This window comes from Streptomyces sp. NPDC001980 (assembly GCF_040296885.1).
Classification (GTDB): Bacteria; Actinomycetota; Actinomycetes; order Streptomycetales; family Streptomycetaceae; genus Streptomyces.
In genome coordinates, this window is sequence record NZ_JBEOYD010000069.1 from 18816 (window position 1) to 34660 (window position 15845).

General features: G+C 71.0%; 14 protein-coding genes and 1 pseudogene. 4 read left to right on the forward strand and 11 right to left on the reverse strand.

From position 1 onward, the window contains the following. Positions 1–21: 21 nt before the first annotated feature. Positions 22–2406 carry a phosphoketolase family protein gene (locus tag ABT137_RS48220; protein WP_351719826.1) on the reverse strand — a complete coding sequence of 795 codons (2385 nt, stop codon included), beginning with the start codon at positions 2404–2406 and terminating at the stop codon, positions 22–24. Positions 2407–2453: 47 nt separating this feature from the next. On the opposite strand from ABT137_RS48220, the pseudogene ABT137_RS48225 reads away from it, so the two are divergent. After that, positions 2454–2546 (forward strand): annotated as a pseudogene (locus tag ABT137_RS48225) (polyphosphate kinase 2); the annotation flags it as partial. A gap of 41 nt (positions 2547–2587) precedes the next feature. Here the strand turns inward: ABT137_RS48225 and ABT137_RS48230 are convergent. The 10 genes from ABT137_RS48230 to ABT137_RS48275 form a co-directional block, all read right to left on the reverse strand. After that, complete coding sequence (locus tag ABT137_RS48230; RefSeq protein ID WP_351719857.1) at positions 2588–3448, reverse strand: universal stress protein; 861 nt, start codon at positions 3446–3448, stop codon at positions 2588–2590. Positions 3449–3453: 5 nt separating this feature from the next. Then, complete coding sequence (locus ABT137_RS48235) at positions 3454–4476, reverse strand: zinc-dependent alcohol dehydrogenase (protein WP_351719829.1); 1023 nt, start codon at positions 4474–4476, stop codon at positions 3454–3456. A 24-nt stretch (positions 4477–4500) separates the two neighbouring features. Continuing rightward, entirely contained in the window at positions 4501–5406 is a 906-nt protein-coding gene (locus tag ABT137_RS48240) for a universal stress protein (RefSeq protein WP_351719831.1), read from the reverse strand. A gap of 158 nt (positions 5407–5564) precedes the next feature. Then, on the reverse strand, positions 5565–6191 hold the full coding sequence (locus ABT137_RS48245; RefSeq protein ID WP_351719832.1) for a hypothetical protein: 627 nt from the start codon (positions 6189–6191) through the stop codon (positions 5565–5567). Between the two features lie 181 nt (positions 6192–6372). Continuing rightward, complete coding sequence (gene pflA / locus ABT137_RS48250) at positions 6373–7110, reverse strand: pyruvate formate-lyase-activating protein (RefSeq protein ID WP_351719834.1); 738 nt, start codon at positions 7108–7110, stop codon at positions 6373–6375. Continuing rightward, positions 7107–9392, reverse strand: a complete 2286-nt coding sequence (pflB, locus tag ABT137_RS48255) for a formate C-acetyltransferase (protein ID WP_351719836.1) — start codon at positions 9390–9392, stop codon at positions 7107–7109. Before pflB ends, pflA begins: the two co-directional genes overlap by 4 nt. A 107-nt stretch (positions 9393–9499) precedes the next feature. Further along, complete coding sequence (locus ABT137_RS48260) at positions 9500–10423, reverse strand: carbamate kinase (protein WP_351719838.1); 924 nt, start codon at positions 10421–10423, stop codon at positions 9500–9502. A 3-nt stretch (positions 10424–10426) separates the two neighbouring features. Next, entirely contained in the window at positions 10427–11428 is a 1002-nt protein-coding gene (argF, locus tag ABT137_RS48265) for an ornithine carbamoyltransferase (protein ID WP_351719840.1), read from the reverse strand. A gap of 12 nt (positions 11429–11440) precedes the next feature. Next, a complete protein-coding gene (locus tag ABT137_RS48270) occupies positions 11441–12646 on the reverse strand; it encodes an arginine deiminase (protein WP_351719842.1) in 1206 nt (401 codons plus the stop codon). Between the two features lie 24 nt (positions 12647–12670). Further along, on the reverse strand, positions 12671–14140 hold the full coding sequence (locus ABT137_RS48275; RefSeq protein ID WP_351719844.1) for an APC family permease: 1470 nt from the start codon (positions 14138–14140) through the stop codon (positions 12671–12673). Between the two features lie 207 nt (positions 14141–14347). Here ABT137_RS48275 and ABT137_RS48280 point away from each other — a divergent pair, with 207 nt between their 5' ends. The 3 genes from ABT137_RS48280 to ABT137_RS48290 all read left to right on the forward strand — a co-directional run. Beyond that, entirely contained in the window at positions 14348–14812 is a 465-nt protein-coding gene (locus ABT137_RS48280; RefSeq protein ID WP_351719847.1) for a cyclic nucleotide-binding domain-containing protein, read from the forward strand. A 41-nt stretch (positions 14813–14853) separates the two neighbouring features. After that, the gene (locus ABT137_RS48285; protein WP_351719849.1) at positions 14854–15531 is read left to right on the forward strand and encodes a CBS domain-containing protein; all 678 of its coding nucleotides are present in this window, start codon (positions 14854–14856) and stop codon (positions 15529–15531) included. Positions 15532–15609: 78 nt separating this feature from the next. Then, positions 15610–15845: response regulator transcription factor (locus ABT137_RS48290; RefSeq protein WP_351719851.1), on the forward strand; the 236-nt coding region annotated here is incomplete at its 3' end.

Below are 15845 nucleotides of genomic sequence, written 5' to 3' on the forward strand. Positions count from 1 at the left end.
TCCTTTCAGGGGCGAGGGTGTTCAGCCGGTCCAGGTCCAGTCGGCGACCTCGGGCAGGTCGGTGCCGTGGGCGCGGATCCAGGCCTGGTGACGGGTACGGGCATCGGCCATCTGCTGACGCACGCCGGCCGCGCGGACGGCGAGGCCGGGGACGCGGTCGATGACGTCCATGACCAGGCGGTAGCGGTCCAGATCGTTGCGGACGACCATGTCGAACGGGGTGGTCGTGGTGCCGGACTCCTTGTAGCCGCGCACGTGCAGGTTCGCGTGCCCGGTGCGGCGGTAGGCGAGGCGGTGGATCAGCCAGGGGTAGCCGTGGTAGGCGAAGATCACCGGTTTGTCGGCGGTGAACAGACCGTCGTACTCGGCGTCGCTCATCCCGTGCGGGTGTTCCTCCTTCGGGAGCAGCCTCGTCATGTCGACTACGTTGACCACGCGCACGGCCAGTTCCGGCAGCTGGCGGCGCAGCAGCTGGGCGGCGGCCAGCACCTCCTGGGTGGGCACGTCACCCGCGCAGGCAAGGACCACATCGGGCTCGCGGGTGCCGTTCTCGGTGCCGGCCCACTCCCAGATCCCGGCGCCGCGCGCGCAGTGCACGCGGGCCTGGTCCATGGAGAGCCAGTCGAAGCAGGGCTGCTTGCCCGCCACGATCACATTCACGTAGTCACGGCTGCGCAGGACGTGATCGGCCACCGACAGCAGGGTGTTGGCATCCGGCGGGAGGTACACCCGGACGACCTCCGGGCTCTTGTTCAGCACATGGTCGACGAAGCCGGGGTCCTGGTGCGAGAAACCGTTGTGGTCCTGGCGCCACACGTGCGAGGTCAGCAGGTAGTTGAGGGAGGGGATGGGCGCGCGCCAGGCCAGCTCTCTGGAAGTCTTCAGCCACTTGATGTGCTGGTTGACCATCGAGTCGACGATGTGCACGAACGCCTCGTAGCAGGAGAACAGCCCGTGCCGGCCGGTCAGCAGATAGCCCTCCAGCCAGCCCTGGCAGGTGTGTTCGGAGAGGATCTCCATCACCCGGCCGTGCCGGTCCAGGTGTTCGTCGACCGGCAGCCGCCCGGCCTGCCAGGCCTTGCCGCTGACGTCGAAGACGGCCTGGAGCCGGTTGGAGGCGGTCTCGTCGGGGCCGACGATGCGGAAGTCCCGGCGCAGCCGGGTGTCCTTCATGACCCGGGCCAGGAGGTCGCCGAGGACGCGGGTGGGTTCGTGCAAGGAGGTGCCCGGCTTGTCGACGGGGACGGCGAACTCGTCGAGGTCGGCCAGGGGCAGGTCGCGGACGAGCAGCCCGCCGTTGGCGTACGGCGACGAGCCCAGGCGGCGGGCCCCGTCGGGCACACAGGCGAGCACGTCGGCGGCCGGCCGCCCGTCGGGGCCGAAGAGCTCCTCGGGCCGGTACGACCGCAGCCAGTCCTCCAGTTGCCGCAGGTGCTCGGGGTTCTCGCGGACGCCGGCCAGCGGGACCTGGTGGGCCCGCCAGGTGCCCTCGACCGGCACGCCGTCCACCTCGGCCGGACCGGTCCACCCCTTCGGCGTCCGCAGCACGATCACCGGCCAGTGCACGCGCTCGGTGACACCGTCCTCGCGGGCCGAGCGCTGCATGACGGCGATCCGGTCCAGCGCGTCGTCCATCGCCGCCGCCATGGCCCGGTGAACCTCGCGCGGGTCATCACCCGTGACATGGATCGGATCGTGGCCGTATCCCCGGAGCAGCGAGTCGAGTTCGGCCTCGGGCAGGCGGGCCAGGACAGTCGGGTTGGCGATCTTGTAGCCGTTGAGGTGCAGGATCGGCAGGACGGCGCCGTCGTGGACCGGGTCGAGGAACTTGTTCGAGTGCCAGGAGGCGGCCAGCGGACCGGTCTCCGCCTCGCCGTCGCCGATCACACAGGCGACCAGCAGGTCCGGGTTGTCGAGCGCCGCGCCGTAGGCGTGCGCAAGGGAGTAACCCAGCTCGCCGCCCTCATGGATCGAGCCGGGTGTCTCCGGGGCCACATGACTCGGCACACCACCGGGGAAGGAGAACTGCTTGAAGAGCCGGCCCATCCCCTCCCCATCTCGCGACACGTCGGGGTAGGTCTCGCTGTAGCTGCCCTCCAGCCAGGAGTTGGCCAGCACGGACGGGCCGCCGTGCCCCGGCCCCCACACGCACAGCGCGTCGAGACCGCGCGCCCTGATCACCCGGTTGAGGTGCGTGTACACGAGGTTGAGGCCCGGTGAGGTGCCCCAGTGGCCGAGCAGCCGGGGCTTGATGTGCTCGGGCCGCAGCGGTTCGGTGAGCAGCGGGTTGGACATCAGGTAGATCTGGCCCGCCGCGAGGTAGTTGGCGGCACGCCAGTGCGCGTCCAGGGTGCGCAGTTCCTCGTCGGACAGTACGGTGGCGTCCTGGTGTTCGACCTTGGACATGAGATGGCTCCGTGAGTCGGTCGTCGGGCGGTGGACAGGCCAGGTTGGTGAAGCCGCAGGAGGGGGTGCCGGCAACGGGGCAACGTCTGGTCGTGATCTTCGAGTGGCGGGTCGTCGCCGGCAAAGGCGGGACGATCGAACGGAGGACCTCAGCGAGGCGCGGAGCGGCCGGTCACCGCACTCACGTCCGTTCGGGAACGACGGCGACCGGGCAAGCGGCATGGTGCAGGACCCCGTGGGCCACCCGGCCGAGCTGGAGCCCGAGGTGCCCGGTGTTGCGCCGGGCCCCGACCACCAGCAGGTCGGCGGTGTGAGAGGCGGCCAACAACACCTGGCGGGCGGGGCCTTCGACGGTCTGCCGGTGCACGTGCACTTTCTCCGGGACCTCGCTCAGTGCCTCCTCCAGCGTGTCGGAGGCCTGCTGCTCGTGCAGCCGGGCGGGTTCTCCGGACAGCAGAGGGTGATCGGTGGTCTCACGCGCGGGGGCCCGCCAGGCTCGTACGGCGTCGACGTCGGCGCCCCGCAGTTCGGCCTCCCGCAGGGCGAAGCCCACAGCCTCCTCGCCGCCGACGCCGAGCACGATCCGGCCGCCGCTCCCGATGCGGACCTGGTTGTCGTGGCTGCCACGGAGCACGACCACCGGGCAGTGGGCCTGCGCGGCGACGGTCAGGCCGACCGAGCCGAGCAGCATCTCGACGAAACCGCTGCGTCCCCGGGAGCCCAGCACCAGCGCAGCAGCCTCGCGGCTCTCGTGCACCAGCGCGTACTCCGGCTCCTCCGGCAGGATGTCGGTGGTGACCTTCAGGCCGGGCTGCCTGCGGTGGGCCCGCTGAGCGGCGAGGTCGACCACGTCCTCGGCCATCAGCTCGTCGGACGGCTTGGTGAGGTCGTCGGCGAGGGACTCGCCCTCGTACCGCTCCCACAGCGAGGCGTACACCAGCCGGAGCGGCGCCCCGCGCAGGGCGGCCTCGTCGGCCGCCCAGTCGACGGCCCGCAGGCTGGACTCGGAGCCGTCGACCCCGACCACGACGGGCAGGTCCACCGTGCTCACCGCCCCGCGCCCATGTCGAACACGATCCGGGCCTTGACCTGGCCGCGCAGCACGTCCTCGATCGACTCGTTGACGGTGGCCAGCGGACGGGTCTCGTAGACGACCCTGGTCCGGCCGGCCGCGTGCAGCTGGAACACCTCGGCGAGGTCCTGCCGGGTGCCGACGATCGAGCCGATCACGCTCGTGCCGTTCAGCACGGTGTCGAAGATCGGGACCCGGACGGTGCCGTGCGCGGGCAGGGCCACCATCACCAGCTTGCCGCCGCGCCGCAGGCCGGAGTTGACGGCCTCGAAGGCGGCGTCGTTCACGGCGAGCGCGATCGCCGCATGCGCTCCGCCGTGCCGCCTGAGCACCTCGCCCACGTCGTCCTTGCGGGCGTCGACGACGAGATCGGCGCCGAGTTCGGCGGCGAGCTCCAGCTTGTCGTCGGTGACGTCGATGGCAGCCACCTGGGCGCCGGCGATCTTCGCGTACTGGAGGGCCAGATGGCCCAGGCCGCCGACGCCGGAGATCGCTACGAGCTGGGCGGGCCGTACGCCGGCGACCTTGAGCGCCTTGTACGTGGTGACGCCGGCGCAGGTCAGCGGGGCGGCGTCGAAGGGGGTGACGCCCTGCGGGACCGGCTGGGCGAAGTCGGCCCAGGCGAGCATCTTCTCGGCGTAACCGCCGTCGCAGCCGTAGCCGGTGTTGACCTGCTGCTCGCACAGGGTCTCCCAGCCGGACAGGCAGTGGTCGCACCGCCCGCACGCCTTGCCCAGCCACGGCACGGCGACCCGCTGCCCCACGCTCAGGTGGGTGACGCCCTCGCCGAGCTTCTCGACGAGTCCGACGCCCTCGTGTCCGGGCACGAACGGCGGGTTCGGCTTGACCGGCCAGTCACCGTGCGCTGCATGGATGTCGGTGTGGCACAGCCCGGAGGCCTCGACGCGGACGCGGACCTGGCCGGGGCCGGGCTCGGGGTCGGGGCGCTCCTCGATGACCAGGGGCTCGCCGAAGGCTCGTACGACCGCTGCCTTCATGATCTGTTCTCTCCTCGGGGTGGGTCAGCCGTGGGCTACGACGGCGACGGGGGCGGTGGAGTGGTGCAGGACGGCGTGGGTGACATGGCCGATGTGGGCGCCCAGGGCACCGTGGCGGATCCGCCGGCCGACGACGACCAGCGAGGCCTCCCGGGACTCCTCGACGAGCTGCTCTGCGGCGCTGCCGTAGCGGGACTCCTCTGTGGTCTTCACGTCCGGGTACTTCTGTCGCCACGGGCTCAGCACCTCGGCGAGGGCCCGGGACTGTTCCAGGGCCAGTGCCTCGTACAGGGGCGGGTTCACAGGCATCCCGTACGCGTAGTACGGGGGCGGGAACCAGGCGTGCACGACCCGCAGCGAGGTGGCCCGGCGCAGGGCGGCGTCGAAGGCGAACTCGATCAGCGCCTCGTCCGGGTGGTCGGTGTCGAGACCGAGGACGACGGGCCGGAAGGGTGTCGCGGCGGACGGAATACCCGCCGGGTCGGCCTCGTGCTCGTCGGCGGCCTGCTCCCCGGCCCGCACCAGCACCGTGGGGCACTCGGCGTGGGCCACGACGCTCAGGCTCACCGAACCGACCAGGAGGCCGCCGACACCGCCGAGGGCCCGGGAGCCGAGAACGAGGAGGTCGGCCGTCTTCGACGCCTCGGCGAGAACCTCGCCGGGGTTGCCGGACAACTGCTCGCCGACCACCTCGACCCCGGGATGCCTCAGCCGCAGGCCCTCCGCGGACTCCCGCGGGATGCGCTCGGTCCAGTGCTGGTGGGTCTCGGGGCCGAGCAGCGGAGCCTGTGCCATGGGGTCGGGGACCGGTTCCCAGACGTGGACGATCTTCAACGGCAGGCCGCGCAACTCCGCCTCGCGGGCCGCCCATTCAGCGGCTGCCCGACTCTCGGCCGAGCCGTCGAGACCTGCGGTGACCGTACGGAGCATGGTCTTCACCTCCTGCGCCAAGGACCCCTGCGGGGGATCCGGTTCCAGCGTCGTGTTCAGGGGGTCCGGCGGGCAGGGGCCACACGTCCCGGACAGGGGCCGTTCGGCCCCGGGCCCGGGCGGTGGGACCGATCGCGGTCCCACCGCCCGGCGGGTGTTCAGCGCAGCCACGCGTTGGTGCGGACGAAGGGCAGCCGGGCCCACAGCCGCCCCAGGCCGAGGGTGTCGCCGGCGGCCGCGACGGCCAGGGCGATCAGGACCACGGCGTAGATGAGGTGGTAGTCGGCGAACGGGTTGGTGGACATGCTCACGGAGCCGTCCGAGAGGTGCTTGGCGGGCGGCCACTCGGCCATCCACATGAGCGCCATCATCGCGGTGCCCGCGACGGCGGCCAGGCGCAGCGCAACGCCGGCGGTCAGGGCCAGGCCGACGCCGAGGAGGCCGAGCATGAACAGCCAGTCGGCCCAGGTGTCCCCGGCCCAGGAGTGGAAGGTGGACTCCAGCGGGCCGGCGGCGACGGAGCTGAGGAAGCCCTTGGTCGGCGAGCCGCCGTCGATCCAGCCCTTGCCGGAGGGGGTGGCGTAGCCGAGGCCGAAGGTCTTGTCGAGGAACGCCCACAGGAAGACGAACCCGGTGACCAGCCGCAGGGAGGCGAGGACGTAGGCCCCTACGGTGTCCGTGTCGCTGACCGCCGACACGGCGAGCTCGGATGAGGAGCCGGTCCGGTTCCTGCGGAACGAAACCCGGAATCCGGAGCTACGGTGAGGGTGCTCGTGCACGGCCATGGTGGTGATCCCTTCGGGGAGTCGGGGGAGGTTCGTTCCTTGCCTTACGTCCATCACTCTCGTGGTCCGCGAACGTCCGCACCGGATGCCGAAGGTCCGCACCCGTTGGGCTGAACGGCCCTGTCCGCAAGGCCTGTTGGACATGCCCACGACGCTTGCACCGCGCCCGGACTCACCCCTGTCAGTAGGCCTCCACCCCCTGCCCACGGAACTGTCCACGCACCCGCTCGACCAGTTCCACCGACGGACCGGGCGTGTCCTGCAACGCGAAGGGAATGCCGAGTGCCGTGTACTTCGACGCGCCCAGTTTGTGGAAGGGGAGGACGTCGACCCGCTGGACCGCGGGGAGCTCGGAGACGAAGCGGGCCAGGCCGTCGATGGGCTCCGGGGCGTCGGTCCAGTCGGGGACCAGGACGTAGCGGATCCACATGGGGACGCCGAGGCGGTCGAGGCGGGTGGCGAAGTTCAGAGTGGGGGTGAGTTCGCCACCGGTCAGGGCGCGGTAGGTGCGGACGTCGAAGGACTTGATGTCCAACAGGACCAGGTCGGTGTGGGAGAGGAGTTCGTCGGTGGCGCGGGCGCCGAGGAAGCCCGAGGTGTCGAGGGCCGTGTGCAGGCCGGCCTCCTTGCAGCGGCGCAGGATCTCGCCGGTGAAGGCGGGCTGGAGGAGCGGTTCGCCGCCCGTGATGGTCACTCCGCCGCCGGCCGTGGTGACGAAGGCGCGGTATTTCTCGATCTCCGCCATCACCTCGTCGACGGTCGTCTCCTTGCCGTCGCGCATGTGCCAGGTGTCCGGGTTGGCGCAGTACAGGCAGCGCAGCGGGCAGCCGGAGACGAAGAGGACGAACCGGGTCCCGGGACCGTCCACGCCGGTGGACAGGTCCCAGGAGTGGATCCGGCCGCGCTGCACCGTGCTCACAGCGATCCGTGGAAGGTACGGCTGATCACGTCGAGCTGCTGCTCGCGGGTCAGGCGGACGAAGTTGACGGCGTATCCGGAGACTCGGATGGTCAGGTCCGGGTACTTCTCCGGGTGTTCCATCGCGTCTTCCAAGGTGGCGCGGTCGAGGACGTTGACGTTCATGTGGAAGCCGCCGGCCGCCGTGTAGGCGTCGAGGATGCCGACCAGGTGGCCGGCGCGTTCGGCCGGGTTGTGGCCCAGGCCCTCGGGCGTGATGGTCGTGGTCAGGGAGATGCCGTCGCGGGCCTGTTCGTACGGCAGTTTGGCCACCGAGAGGGCGGAGGCGGCGACACCGTGGCGGTCGCGGCCGTTCATCGGGTTGGCGCCGGGTGCGAAGGGCTGTCCGGCGTGGCGGCCGTCGGGGGTGTTGCCGGTGTGCTTGCCGTAGACGACGTTCGAGGTGATGGTGAGGACGGACTGGGTGTGTTCGGCGTCGCGGTAGGTGGGGTACTGGCGCACCTTCGCCATGAAGGACTCCACCAGGCCGACGGCGATGCTGTCGGCACGGTCGTCGTTGTTGCCGTACGCCGGGAAGTCGCCCTCGGTCTGGAAGTCGACGGCGAGTCCGGTGGCATCCCGGAACACCTTCACCCGGGCGTACTTGACGGCGGACAGGCTGTCGGCAGCGACCGAGAGACCGGCGATGCCGCACGCCATGAAGCGGTGCACGGGGTAGTCGTGCAGGGCCATCTCGATGCGTTCGTAGGCGTACTTGTCGTGCATGTAGTGGATGACGTTGAGGGCGTTGACGTACGTCCGGGCCAGCCAGTCCAGGACGTGGTCGTAGGCCGCTGAGAGTTCCTCGTAGTCGAGGTACTCCCCGGTCAGCGGAGGTGCCGAGGGGGCGACCTGTTCGCCGGTCATCTCGTCGCGGCCGCCGTTGATCGCGTAGAGCAGGGCCTTGGCGAGGTTGACCCGGGCGCCGAAGAACTGCATCTGCCGGCCGACCTGCATCGCCGACACGCAGCAGGCGATCGCGGTGTCGTCACCGGTGCGCGGGCGCAGCAGTTCGTCTGACTCGTACTGGACGGCACTGGTGTCGATCGACACCCGGGCGCAGAACTCCTTGAAACCGGCAGGCAGTTGGGGCGACCACAGCACGGTCAGGTTGGGTTCGGGGGCGGGGCCGAGGTTGTACAGGGTCTGGAGGAGCCGGAAGGAGGTGCGGGTGACCAGGGTGCGTCCGTCGGCGCCCATGCCGCCGATGGACTCGGTCACCCAGGTCGGGTCGCCGGAGAACAGGGCGTCGTACTCGGGGGTGCGCAGGAACCGCACGATCCGCAGCTTGATCACGAAGTCGTCGATCAGTTCCTGGGCGCGCGTCTCGTCGAGGACGCCGTCCGCCAGGTCCCGCTGGAGGTAGACGTCGAGGAAGGAAGAGGTGCGGCCGAGCGACATCGCGGCGCCGTTCTGCTCCTTCACGGCGGCGAGGTAACCGAGGTAGAGCCACTGCACGGCCTCGTGCGCGGTGGCGGCGGGCCGGGAGACGTCACAGCCGTACGTCGCCGCCATCTGCTTCAGTTCGCCCAACGCCCGGATCTGCTCGGCGAGTTCCTCCCGGTCACGGATCACCTCGGTGCCGGACCCGCAGGCGTCGAGCTTGGCCCGCTCGGCCTTCTTGGCCTCGATCAGCCGGTCCGTGCCGTAGAGCGCCACGCGCCGGTAGTCGCCGATGATCCGGCCGCGGCCGTAGGCGTCGGGCAGTCCGGTGATGACGCCGGCCTTGCGGGCGGCACGCATCTCGGGGGTGTAGGCGTCGAAGACGCCGTCGTTGTGGGTCTTGCGGTAGGTGCCGAAGACCCGCGTCACGAACGGGTCGGGCTCGTAGCCGTACGCGCGCAGCCCGTTCTCCACCATCCGCAGGCCGCCGTTCGGCATGATCGCGCGCTTGAGCGGGGCGTCCGTCTGAAGGCCGACGATCAGCTCACGGTCGGGGTCGATGTAGCCGGGGGCGTGCGAGGTGATGGTCGAGGGGGTGGCGGTGTCGACGTCGAGGATGCCCCGGCGCCGCTCCTCCGGGAACAGCGAGCTGACCTTCGCCCAGACCGCGCGGGTCCGGTCGGTGGGTCCGCTCAGGAACTCCGGGCCGCCCTCGTACGGGGTGTAGTTGGCCTGGATGAAGTCGCGCACGTCGATCCTCCCCCAGCCTTCGGCCGGGGGGACCCCCACGCGCCAGTGGGTGCCTGCGAAGCCCCGCCAGGCGTCTGTCGTGCGGTTGCCGGCTGTCATGGTTGCGGTCATCGTCGGTCCTCTCCCGATCTCTCACTTGGGATGCTTGTCGCTCGCCGCGCTCGCCGGGAGTGCCGCCCGGTCCCCCGGACCGGGGCCGGACGGCCCTGCTCGGCCCGTCACTCGCCGTCGAGGTCCGGGCGGACGAGCGTGCCCGAGCGGGCGTGGACGATCTCGTACGCCGCGTCCAGGGCGCCGATGGCGGCCAGTCCCCCGGTCCGCTCCACGAAGCGGGCGGCCGCCTCCGCCTTGGGGCCCATGGAGCCCTCGGGGAAGCCGGCGCCGCGCAGCCGCGCCGGGGTGGCGTCGAGCACGGGGTGCTGGTCCGGGGTGCCGTAGCCCTCGTACACGCAGGGCACGTCGGTGAGGATGAGCAGGAAGTCGGCCTTCAGTTCCTCGGCGAGCAGGGCAGCTGTGAGGTCCTTGTCGACGACCGCCTCGACGCCGGTGAGGGCCCCGGAGTCCCGGTCGGCGGTGACGGGGATGCCTCCGCCGCCGGCGCAGATCACCAGCGTGCCGCCGTTGAGGAGTTCGTGGAGGGTCTCGGTCTCGACGATGCCCTGCGGGAACGGGGAGGGCACGACGCGGCGCCAGCCCTTGCCGTCCAGCCCCATGCGCCAGCCGCGGCGCCGCGCGAGGGCCTTGGCGACGTCCTGACCGTAGACCTGGCCGACGAACTTGGTGGGCCGTTCGAAGGCCGGATCGTCCGCCCGGACCAGCGTGTGGGTGACCAGAGTGGCGATACGGCGGCCGGGCAGGGCGTTGTGCAGGGCGCGGGCCAGCAGGGCGCCGATCATGCCCTGGGTCTCGGCGCCCAGCATGTCGAGCGGATAGGGGACGGTCAGCGCCGGGTCGGCCGCGCTCTCCATGGCGAGCAGGCCGATCTGCGGGCCGTTGCCGTGGGTGATGACCAGTTCGTGGTCGTGGGCGAGCGCGGCGAGGGCGGTGACGACCCGGTCGACGTTCTCCTGCTGGACGGCCGCGTCGGGGCGGTCGCCCCGGCGCAGCAGGGCGTTGCCGCCGAGGGCGACGACGATACGCATGGTTCAGTCCTCCAGGGTGGCGACGAGGACGGCCTTGATGGTGTGCAGCCGGTTCTCCGCCTGGTCGAAGACGATCGACGCCGGGGACGAGAAGACCTCGTCGGTGACCTCCAGGCCGTCCAGGCCGTGGGCGTCGTAGAGGTCCCGGCCCAGGTGGGTGCTGCGGTCGTGCAGGGCCGGCAGGCAGTGCATGAACTTGACGTCCGGGTTGCCGGTGGCGGCCAGCGTCTTGTCGTTGACCTGGTAGGGCAGGAGCAGTTCGATGCGCTCCCGCCAGGTGTCGGCGGGCTCGCCCATCGACACCCACACGTCGGTGTGCAGAAAGTCGGCACCGTGTACGGCGGTCTCGACGTCCTCGGTGAGGGTGAGGCGGGCGCCGCTGCGCTCGGCGAGCGCCCGGCACCGGGTGACCAGATCGCCGTCCGGCCACAGCGCACGCGGGGCGGCGATGCGGACGTCCATACCGAGCAGGGCACCCATGGACAGCAGGGAGTTGCCCATGTTGTTGCGGGCGTCGCCGAGGTAGCAGTAGGCGATGTCCTGCAGTGGCTTGGCGCTGTGCTCGTGCATGGTCAGGACGTCGCACAGGCTCTGGGTGGGGTGGGCGGTGTCGGTGAGGCCGTTGTAGACGGGGACGCCGGAGCGCTCGGCGAGTTCGGTGACGATCGACTGGACGCTGCCCCGGTACTCGATGGCGTGGAACATGCGGCCGAGCACGCGGGCAGTGTCGGCGATGGACTCCTTGCCGCCGATGTGGGTGTCGCCGGGGCCGAGGTAGGTGGTGTGGGCGCCCTGGTCGGCGGCGGCGACCTCGAAGGCGCAGCGGGTGCGGGTGGAGGTCTTCTCGAAGATCAGCGCGAGGTTCCGGCCGGTGAGCCGGGGCCGCTCGGTGCGGGTGCGCTTCTCGGCCTTGAGGTGGGCGGCGAGGGTGAGGAGGTGGTGGATCTCGGCGGCGGTGAGGTCGAGTTCACTCAGGTAGGAGCGGCCTCGCAGGTCGACGGTCATGGTGATGTCCTGTCAGTTGGCCGGGTCGCGCTGGATCGGGCAGCTCATGCAGCGCGGTCCGCCGCGCCCGCGGCCGAGTTCGGCACCGGCGATGGTGACGATCTCGATGCCCTGCTTGCGCAGGTAGGTGTTGGTGGTGACGTTGCGCTCGTAGCCGACGATCACGCCGGGTGCGACGGCGAGGAAGTTGCTGCCGTCGTCCCACTGTTCGCGTTCGGCGCCCCGGATGTCCTGCGGCGCGGAGAGCATGCGGACCTTGTCGAGGTCGAGGGCCTCGGCGAGCGCGGTCGCCAGGTCGGAGTCGGGGGTCACCTCGAAACCCGTGGTGCGATCGGCGCTCGGAGTGAGGGTCCAGGAGCGCAGGGAGTCGGCGAGCCCGGGGTAGATGGCGAAGGCGTCGCGGTCGACCATGGTGAGGACGGTGTCCAGGTGCATGTAGGCCCGCGCGGAGGGCAGTTGGACGGCTATCAGCCGGGTGGCCGTGCCGTCGGCGAACAGCCGGGCGGCCAGGTTCTCCACCGCTTGGGCGGTGGTGCGCTCCCCCATGCCGACCATCACGGCCCCGTTGCCGAGGACATGGACGTCACCGCCTTCCAGAGTGCCGGCCACGCCGTCCGGCACGAGGGTGCCGGCGAACAACGGGTGGAAGCGGTAGATGGCCTCGGCGTGCAGGCTCTCGCGTCGCCGGGCCGGCTTGGCCATCGGGTTGACCGACAACCGGTCGTAGATCCAGCAGGAGTTGTCGCGCGGGAAGAGGTGGTTGGGCAGCGGCGGAAGCGCGAAGTCGTCGGCGCCCAGGGCGTTCCAGACCAGGCTGTGCGGGGTGGCAAGGGGCAGGTCGCTCTTGAGGATCCCGCCGATGAGGTAGCCGGCCAGGGTCTCCCCGTCGAGCTCGGCGCACAGCACGCGAACGGGGTCGACGAGGGCCGGGCCGACGGTGGCCGGGGTGACGACCCGGTCCAGCAGCCAGTCCCGGGCGCCGTCGGCGTCGAGGGCCTGGGCGAGCAGGTCGGCGAAGTAATGGACGCGGGCGCCGTGGTCACGCAGGACCTGGGCGAAGGCGTCGTGCTCCTCGCGGGCCCGCTTGGCCCACAGGATGTCGTCGAAGAGCAGCGCGTCGACGTTGCGCGGGGTGAGGCGGGAGAGTTCGAGGCCGGGGCGGTGCAGGACGACCTGGCGCAGGGGGCCGACCTCGGAGTCGACGTGGAAGGTGTTCATGGTGGCCTTTCCGGGGGCGCTGGGTCAGTCCTGGTGGTTGAGGGGGTGCGGCTTGCGGGCGCCGCCGACGCGGTTGGTGCGCAGTCCGCGGGGGCGCCGGGGGCTCGGAACCGCCGTCTCCGGGGCGCGCTGCGGGGCATCGGTGCCGGCGGCGGCGAGGCTCTGGCCGCGCTTGAGCCAGACGTAGACCGGCACACCGAGCAGCACGACGAACAGCCCGTAGTAGACGGTCTGGTAGCCGCTGCCCTGGATGGACCAGTAGGAGAAGGCGAGCGCCAGCGCGGCGACGGTCGTGTCGCGGGCCAGACGCTTCGGGCTGAGCGACTCCCGGCCCTTCACCAGCAGCCAGCACAGCTGGGCGGCCGCGGAGAACAGGTACGGGATGACGGCGGTCAGGACGCTCAGCAGCACGATCTTCGTGAAGACGTCCTCGAACCGGGTGTAGCTGAAGACGGTGATCAGCGAGGCAAGCACCGTGGAGGCGACGATCCCGAAGGCGGGCACGCCGTTCTTGCCGCGCAGCCGCGCGAAGGCGGTGGGGAACAGTCCGTCACGGGCGGCGGCGTACGGCATCTCGGCGCACAGCATGGTCCAGCCGTTGAGGGCGCCGATGCCGGAGACGATGGCGGCGACGGCGACCATGTCACCGGCCCAGGTGCCGCCGAAGATGTTGTTCGCGGCGTCGGTGAAGGGCGCGGTGGAGGACCCGAGACCGGCGTGCGAGACGATGCCGAAGACCGCGAGGGTGCCCAGGATGTAGATGACGGCGCAGACGAGGGTGCCGTACACGGTGGCCCTCGGCACGTTGCGGCCCGGCTCCCGCACCCGGCCGGCGACGACCGAGGCCGCCTCCAGGCCCAGGTAGCTGAACAGGGCGATGGCCCCCGCAGCGGAGATCGCGCCCAGTGCCGACTGGCCGCTGGCGTTGAAGGAGCCGAAGTTGTGCGGGTCGACGAAGAACAGCCCGACGGTGGCCATGAAGACCAGCGGGACGAACTTCAGCACCGTGGTGATGACTTGGAAGGCGCCGATGTTCCGTACGCCGGTGAGGTTGATCGCGGCCGGGATCCAGAGGCCGGTCAGTGCGAGGAGCACCGAGATCCACGTCTTGTGGCCGGTGTTGACGAACACCTCGACATAGCCGACCCAGGCCACCACGATCGCCGCGTTGCCGGCCCAGGCGGTGATCCAGTACGACCAGGCGTTCAGGAACCCCGCGAACTCACCGAACGCCTCGCGGGCGTAGACGTAGGGCCCGCCGCTCGCGGTGGTCCGCCCGGCGAGCGAGCCGAAGGTCAGCGCCAGGGCGAGCGCTCCGAGGGTGACGACGCCGAAGGCGACCAGCGCGATCGGCCCGTACGGCGCCAGCGCCGAGGGCAGGGCGAAGACGCCGGTGCCGATGATGCTGCCGATGACAAGGGCGGAGGCGGCGGGGAGACCGAGGGCCGCCGCCACCGGGGCGGCTCGTTTCCCGCTCGTCGGGGTCGTGGACATGGCTGTGCTCCTTGTGCGTGGCGCTGCGGATGAGTCGATGCGGGACCGATCGTTCTGCGCCACGCGGGGGCGCGGGGAGCGGCCGTACGGTCTCAGGGACGTACTGAAGGTCCCGGGCAGCCGGGACCGTTCGGCCCATGCCCCCTCTGCGGCATCCGCCGCACGCTGGCAGTAATAGTCAGTACGCCCCGGCCCGGGAGGTACGCCATGAGCACCACACCGACCCCCACCATGCTGCGCGCCCTTCCCAGCGGAGATCGGGAACGGCTGATGCGCTTCGCCCGGGAGGTCTCCTTCCCTCAGGGGACGCGCCTCTTCGAGGAGGGTGCTCGCGCCGACCGGTTCTGGATCATCCGCTCCGGCCGGGTCGAACTCGACATGCACGTTCCCGGCCGCCGGGCGGCCGTCATCGAGAACCTCGGCCACGACGAACTGATCGGCTGGTCCTGGCTGTTCACACCACATGTGTGGCACCTGGGCGCCGAGGCCACCACACCGGTCCGGGCCTACGAGTTCGACGCCGTCGCCGTCCGGTCCATGTGCCAGGACGACCCGGCACTGGGCAACGCCGTCAGCCAGTGGGTGGGCCAGGTGCTCGCCCACCGCCTGCGCGCCTCCCGTACCCGGCTGCTGGACCTGTACGCCCCGTACGGAGCGGGCGCGGGCGTCTGAACGACCCGCCCCCGGCCCCTTCGGCTCTCCTGGGAGTGACCATGCACGGCATACCGCACATCGTGAGCGACGTCATGACACAGACCGTCGTGAGCGTCGGACGGCAGGCGTCCTTCAAGGAACTCGTGCAGCTGATGCGGGACTGGCAGGTCAGTGCCCTGCCGGTCGTCGAGGGCGAGGGCCGCGTCGTCGGCGTCGTCTCCGAGGCGGACCTCCTGCACAAGGAGGAGTTCCGGGACGGCGACCCCGAGCAGTACACACAGCTGCGCAGGCTCGCCGACCTGACGAAGGCCGGCGCGGTGACGGCCGAACAGCTGATGACCTTCCCCGCCCTCACCACCCGCCCCGACGCCACCCTCGCGCAGGCCGCCCGCACCATGGCACGGGCCAAGGTCAAGAGGCTCCCCGTGGTGGACGAGTTCGGTGTGCTCCAGGGCGTGGTCAGCCGTGCCGACCTGCTCAAGGTCTTCCTGCGCGGTGACGAGGAGATAGCCGAGGAGGTACAGCGCGAGGTCGTCTCCTACCTCTTCCCGCCACCCTCCTCCGCGCTGCACGTCGACGTCCAGGAAGGAGTGGTGAAGCTCGTCGGCCGGATCCGGGACAGTGCCCTCGTCCCCGTGGCGGCGCGGCTGGTCCGGGCCGTAGAAGGGGTGGTGGACGTGGGGTTCGAGCTGACGTCCGACCACGCCGGAGAGGCAAGTGGGGCCGGTCGGCCCTAGTACGACCCGGCCCCGGCGGGCGATGATCGTCCCGGGCAGTACGCAGTCTGCCCTTCATCCGGGGAACCAGGGGACGACATGGCAGAGCCACGCACCTTCTCGGAGCAGGACCCGATCCGCGTGTTCCTGCTGGACGACCACGAGGTCGTCCGGCGCGGCCTGACGGACCTCCTCGACGCGGAACCCGACATCTCGGTCGTCGGCGACGCCGGCACCGTTCAGCACGCCCTCGCCCGGGGCCCCGCCCTGCGCCCGCACGTCGCCGTCCTCGACGTCCGCCTGCCCGACGGCGACGGCATCACGGTCTGCCGGGA

Bases quoted from the DNA above. Each gene is read 5' to 3' on its own strand.
- ABT137_RS48280 (WP_351719847.1), top strand. From the start codon at position 14,348: ATGAGCACCACACCGACCCCCACCATGCTGCGCGCCCTTCCCAGCGGA.
- ABT137_RS48275 (WP_351719844.1), bottom strand. From the start codon at position 14,140: ATGTCCACGACCCCGACGAGCGGGAAACGAGCCGCCCCGGTGGCGGCG.
- pflB (WP_351719836.1), bottom strand. From the start codon at position 9,392: ATGACCGCAACCATGACAGCCGGCAACCGCACGACAGACGCCTGGCGG.
- ABT137_RS48240 (WP_351719831.1), bottom strand. From the start codon at position 5,406: ATGCTCCGTACGGTCACCGCAGGTCTCGACGGCTCGGCCGAGAGTCGG.
- ABT137_RS48245 (WP_351719832.1), bottom strand. From the start codon at position 6,191: ATGGCCGTGCACGAGCACCCTCACCGTAGCTCCGGATTCCGGGTTTCG.
- ABT137_RS48260 (WP_351719838.1), bottom strand. From the start codon at position 10,423: ATGCGTATCGTCGTCGCCCTCGGCGGCAACGCCCTGCTGCGCCGGGGC.
- argF (WP_351719840.1), bottom strand. From the start codon at position 11,428: ATGACCGTCGACCTGCGAGGCCGCTCCTACCTGAGTGAACTCGACCTC.
- ABT137_RS48270 (WP_351719842.1), bottom strand. From the start codon at position 12,646: ATGAACACCTTCCACGTCGACTCCGAGGTCGGCCCCCTGCGCCAGGTC.
- ABT137_RS48285 (WP_351719849.1), top strand. From the start codon at position 14,854: ATGCACGGCATACCGCACATCGTGAGCGACGTCATGACACAGACCGTC.
- ABT137_RS48235 (WP_351719829.1), bottom strand. From the start codon at position 4,476: ATGAAGGCAGCGGTCGTACGAGCCTTCGGCGAGCCCCTGGTCATCGAG.
- ABT137_RS48220 (WP_351719826.1), bottom strand. From the start codon at position 2,406: ATGTCCAAGGTCGAACACCAGGACGCCACCGTACTGTCCGACGAGGAA.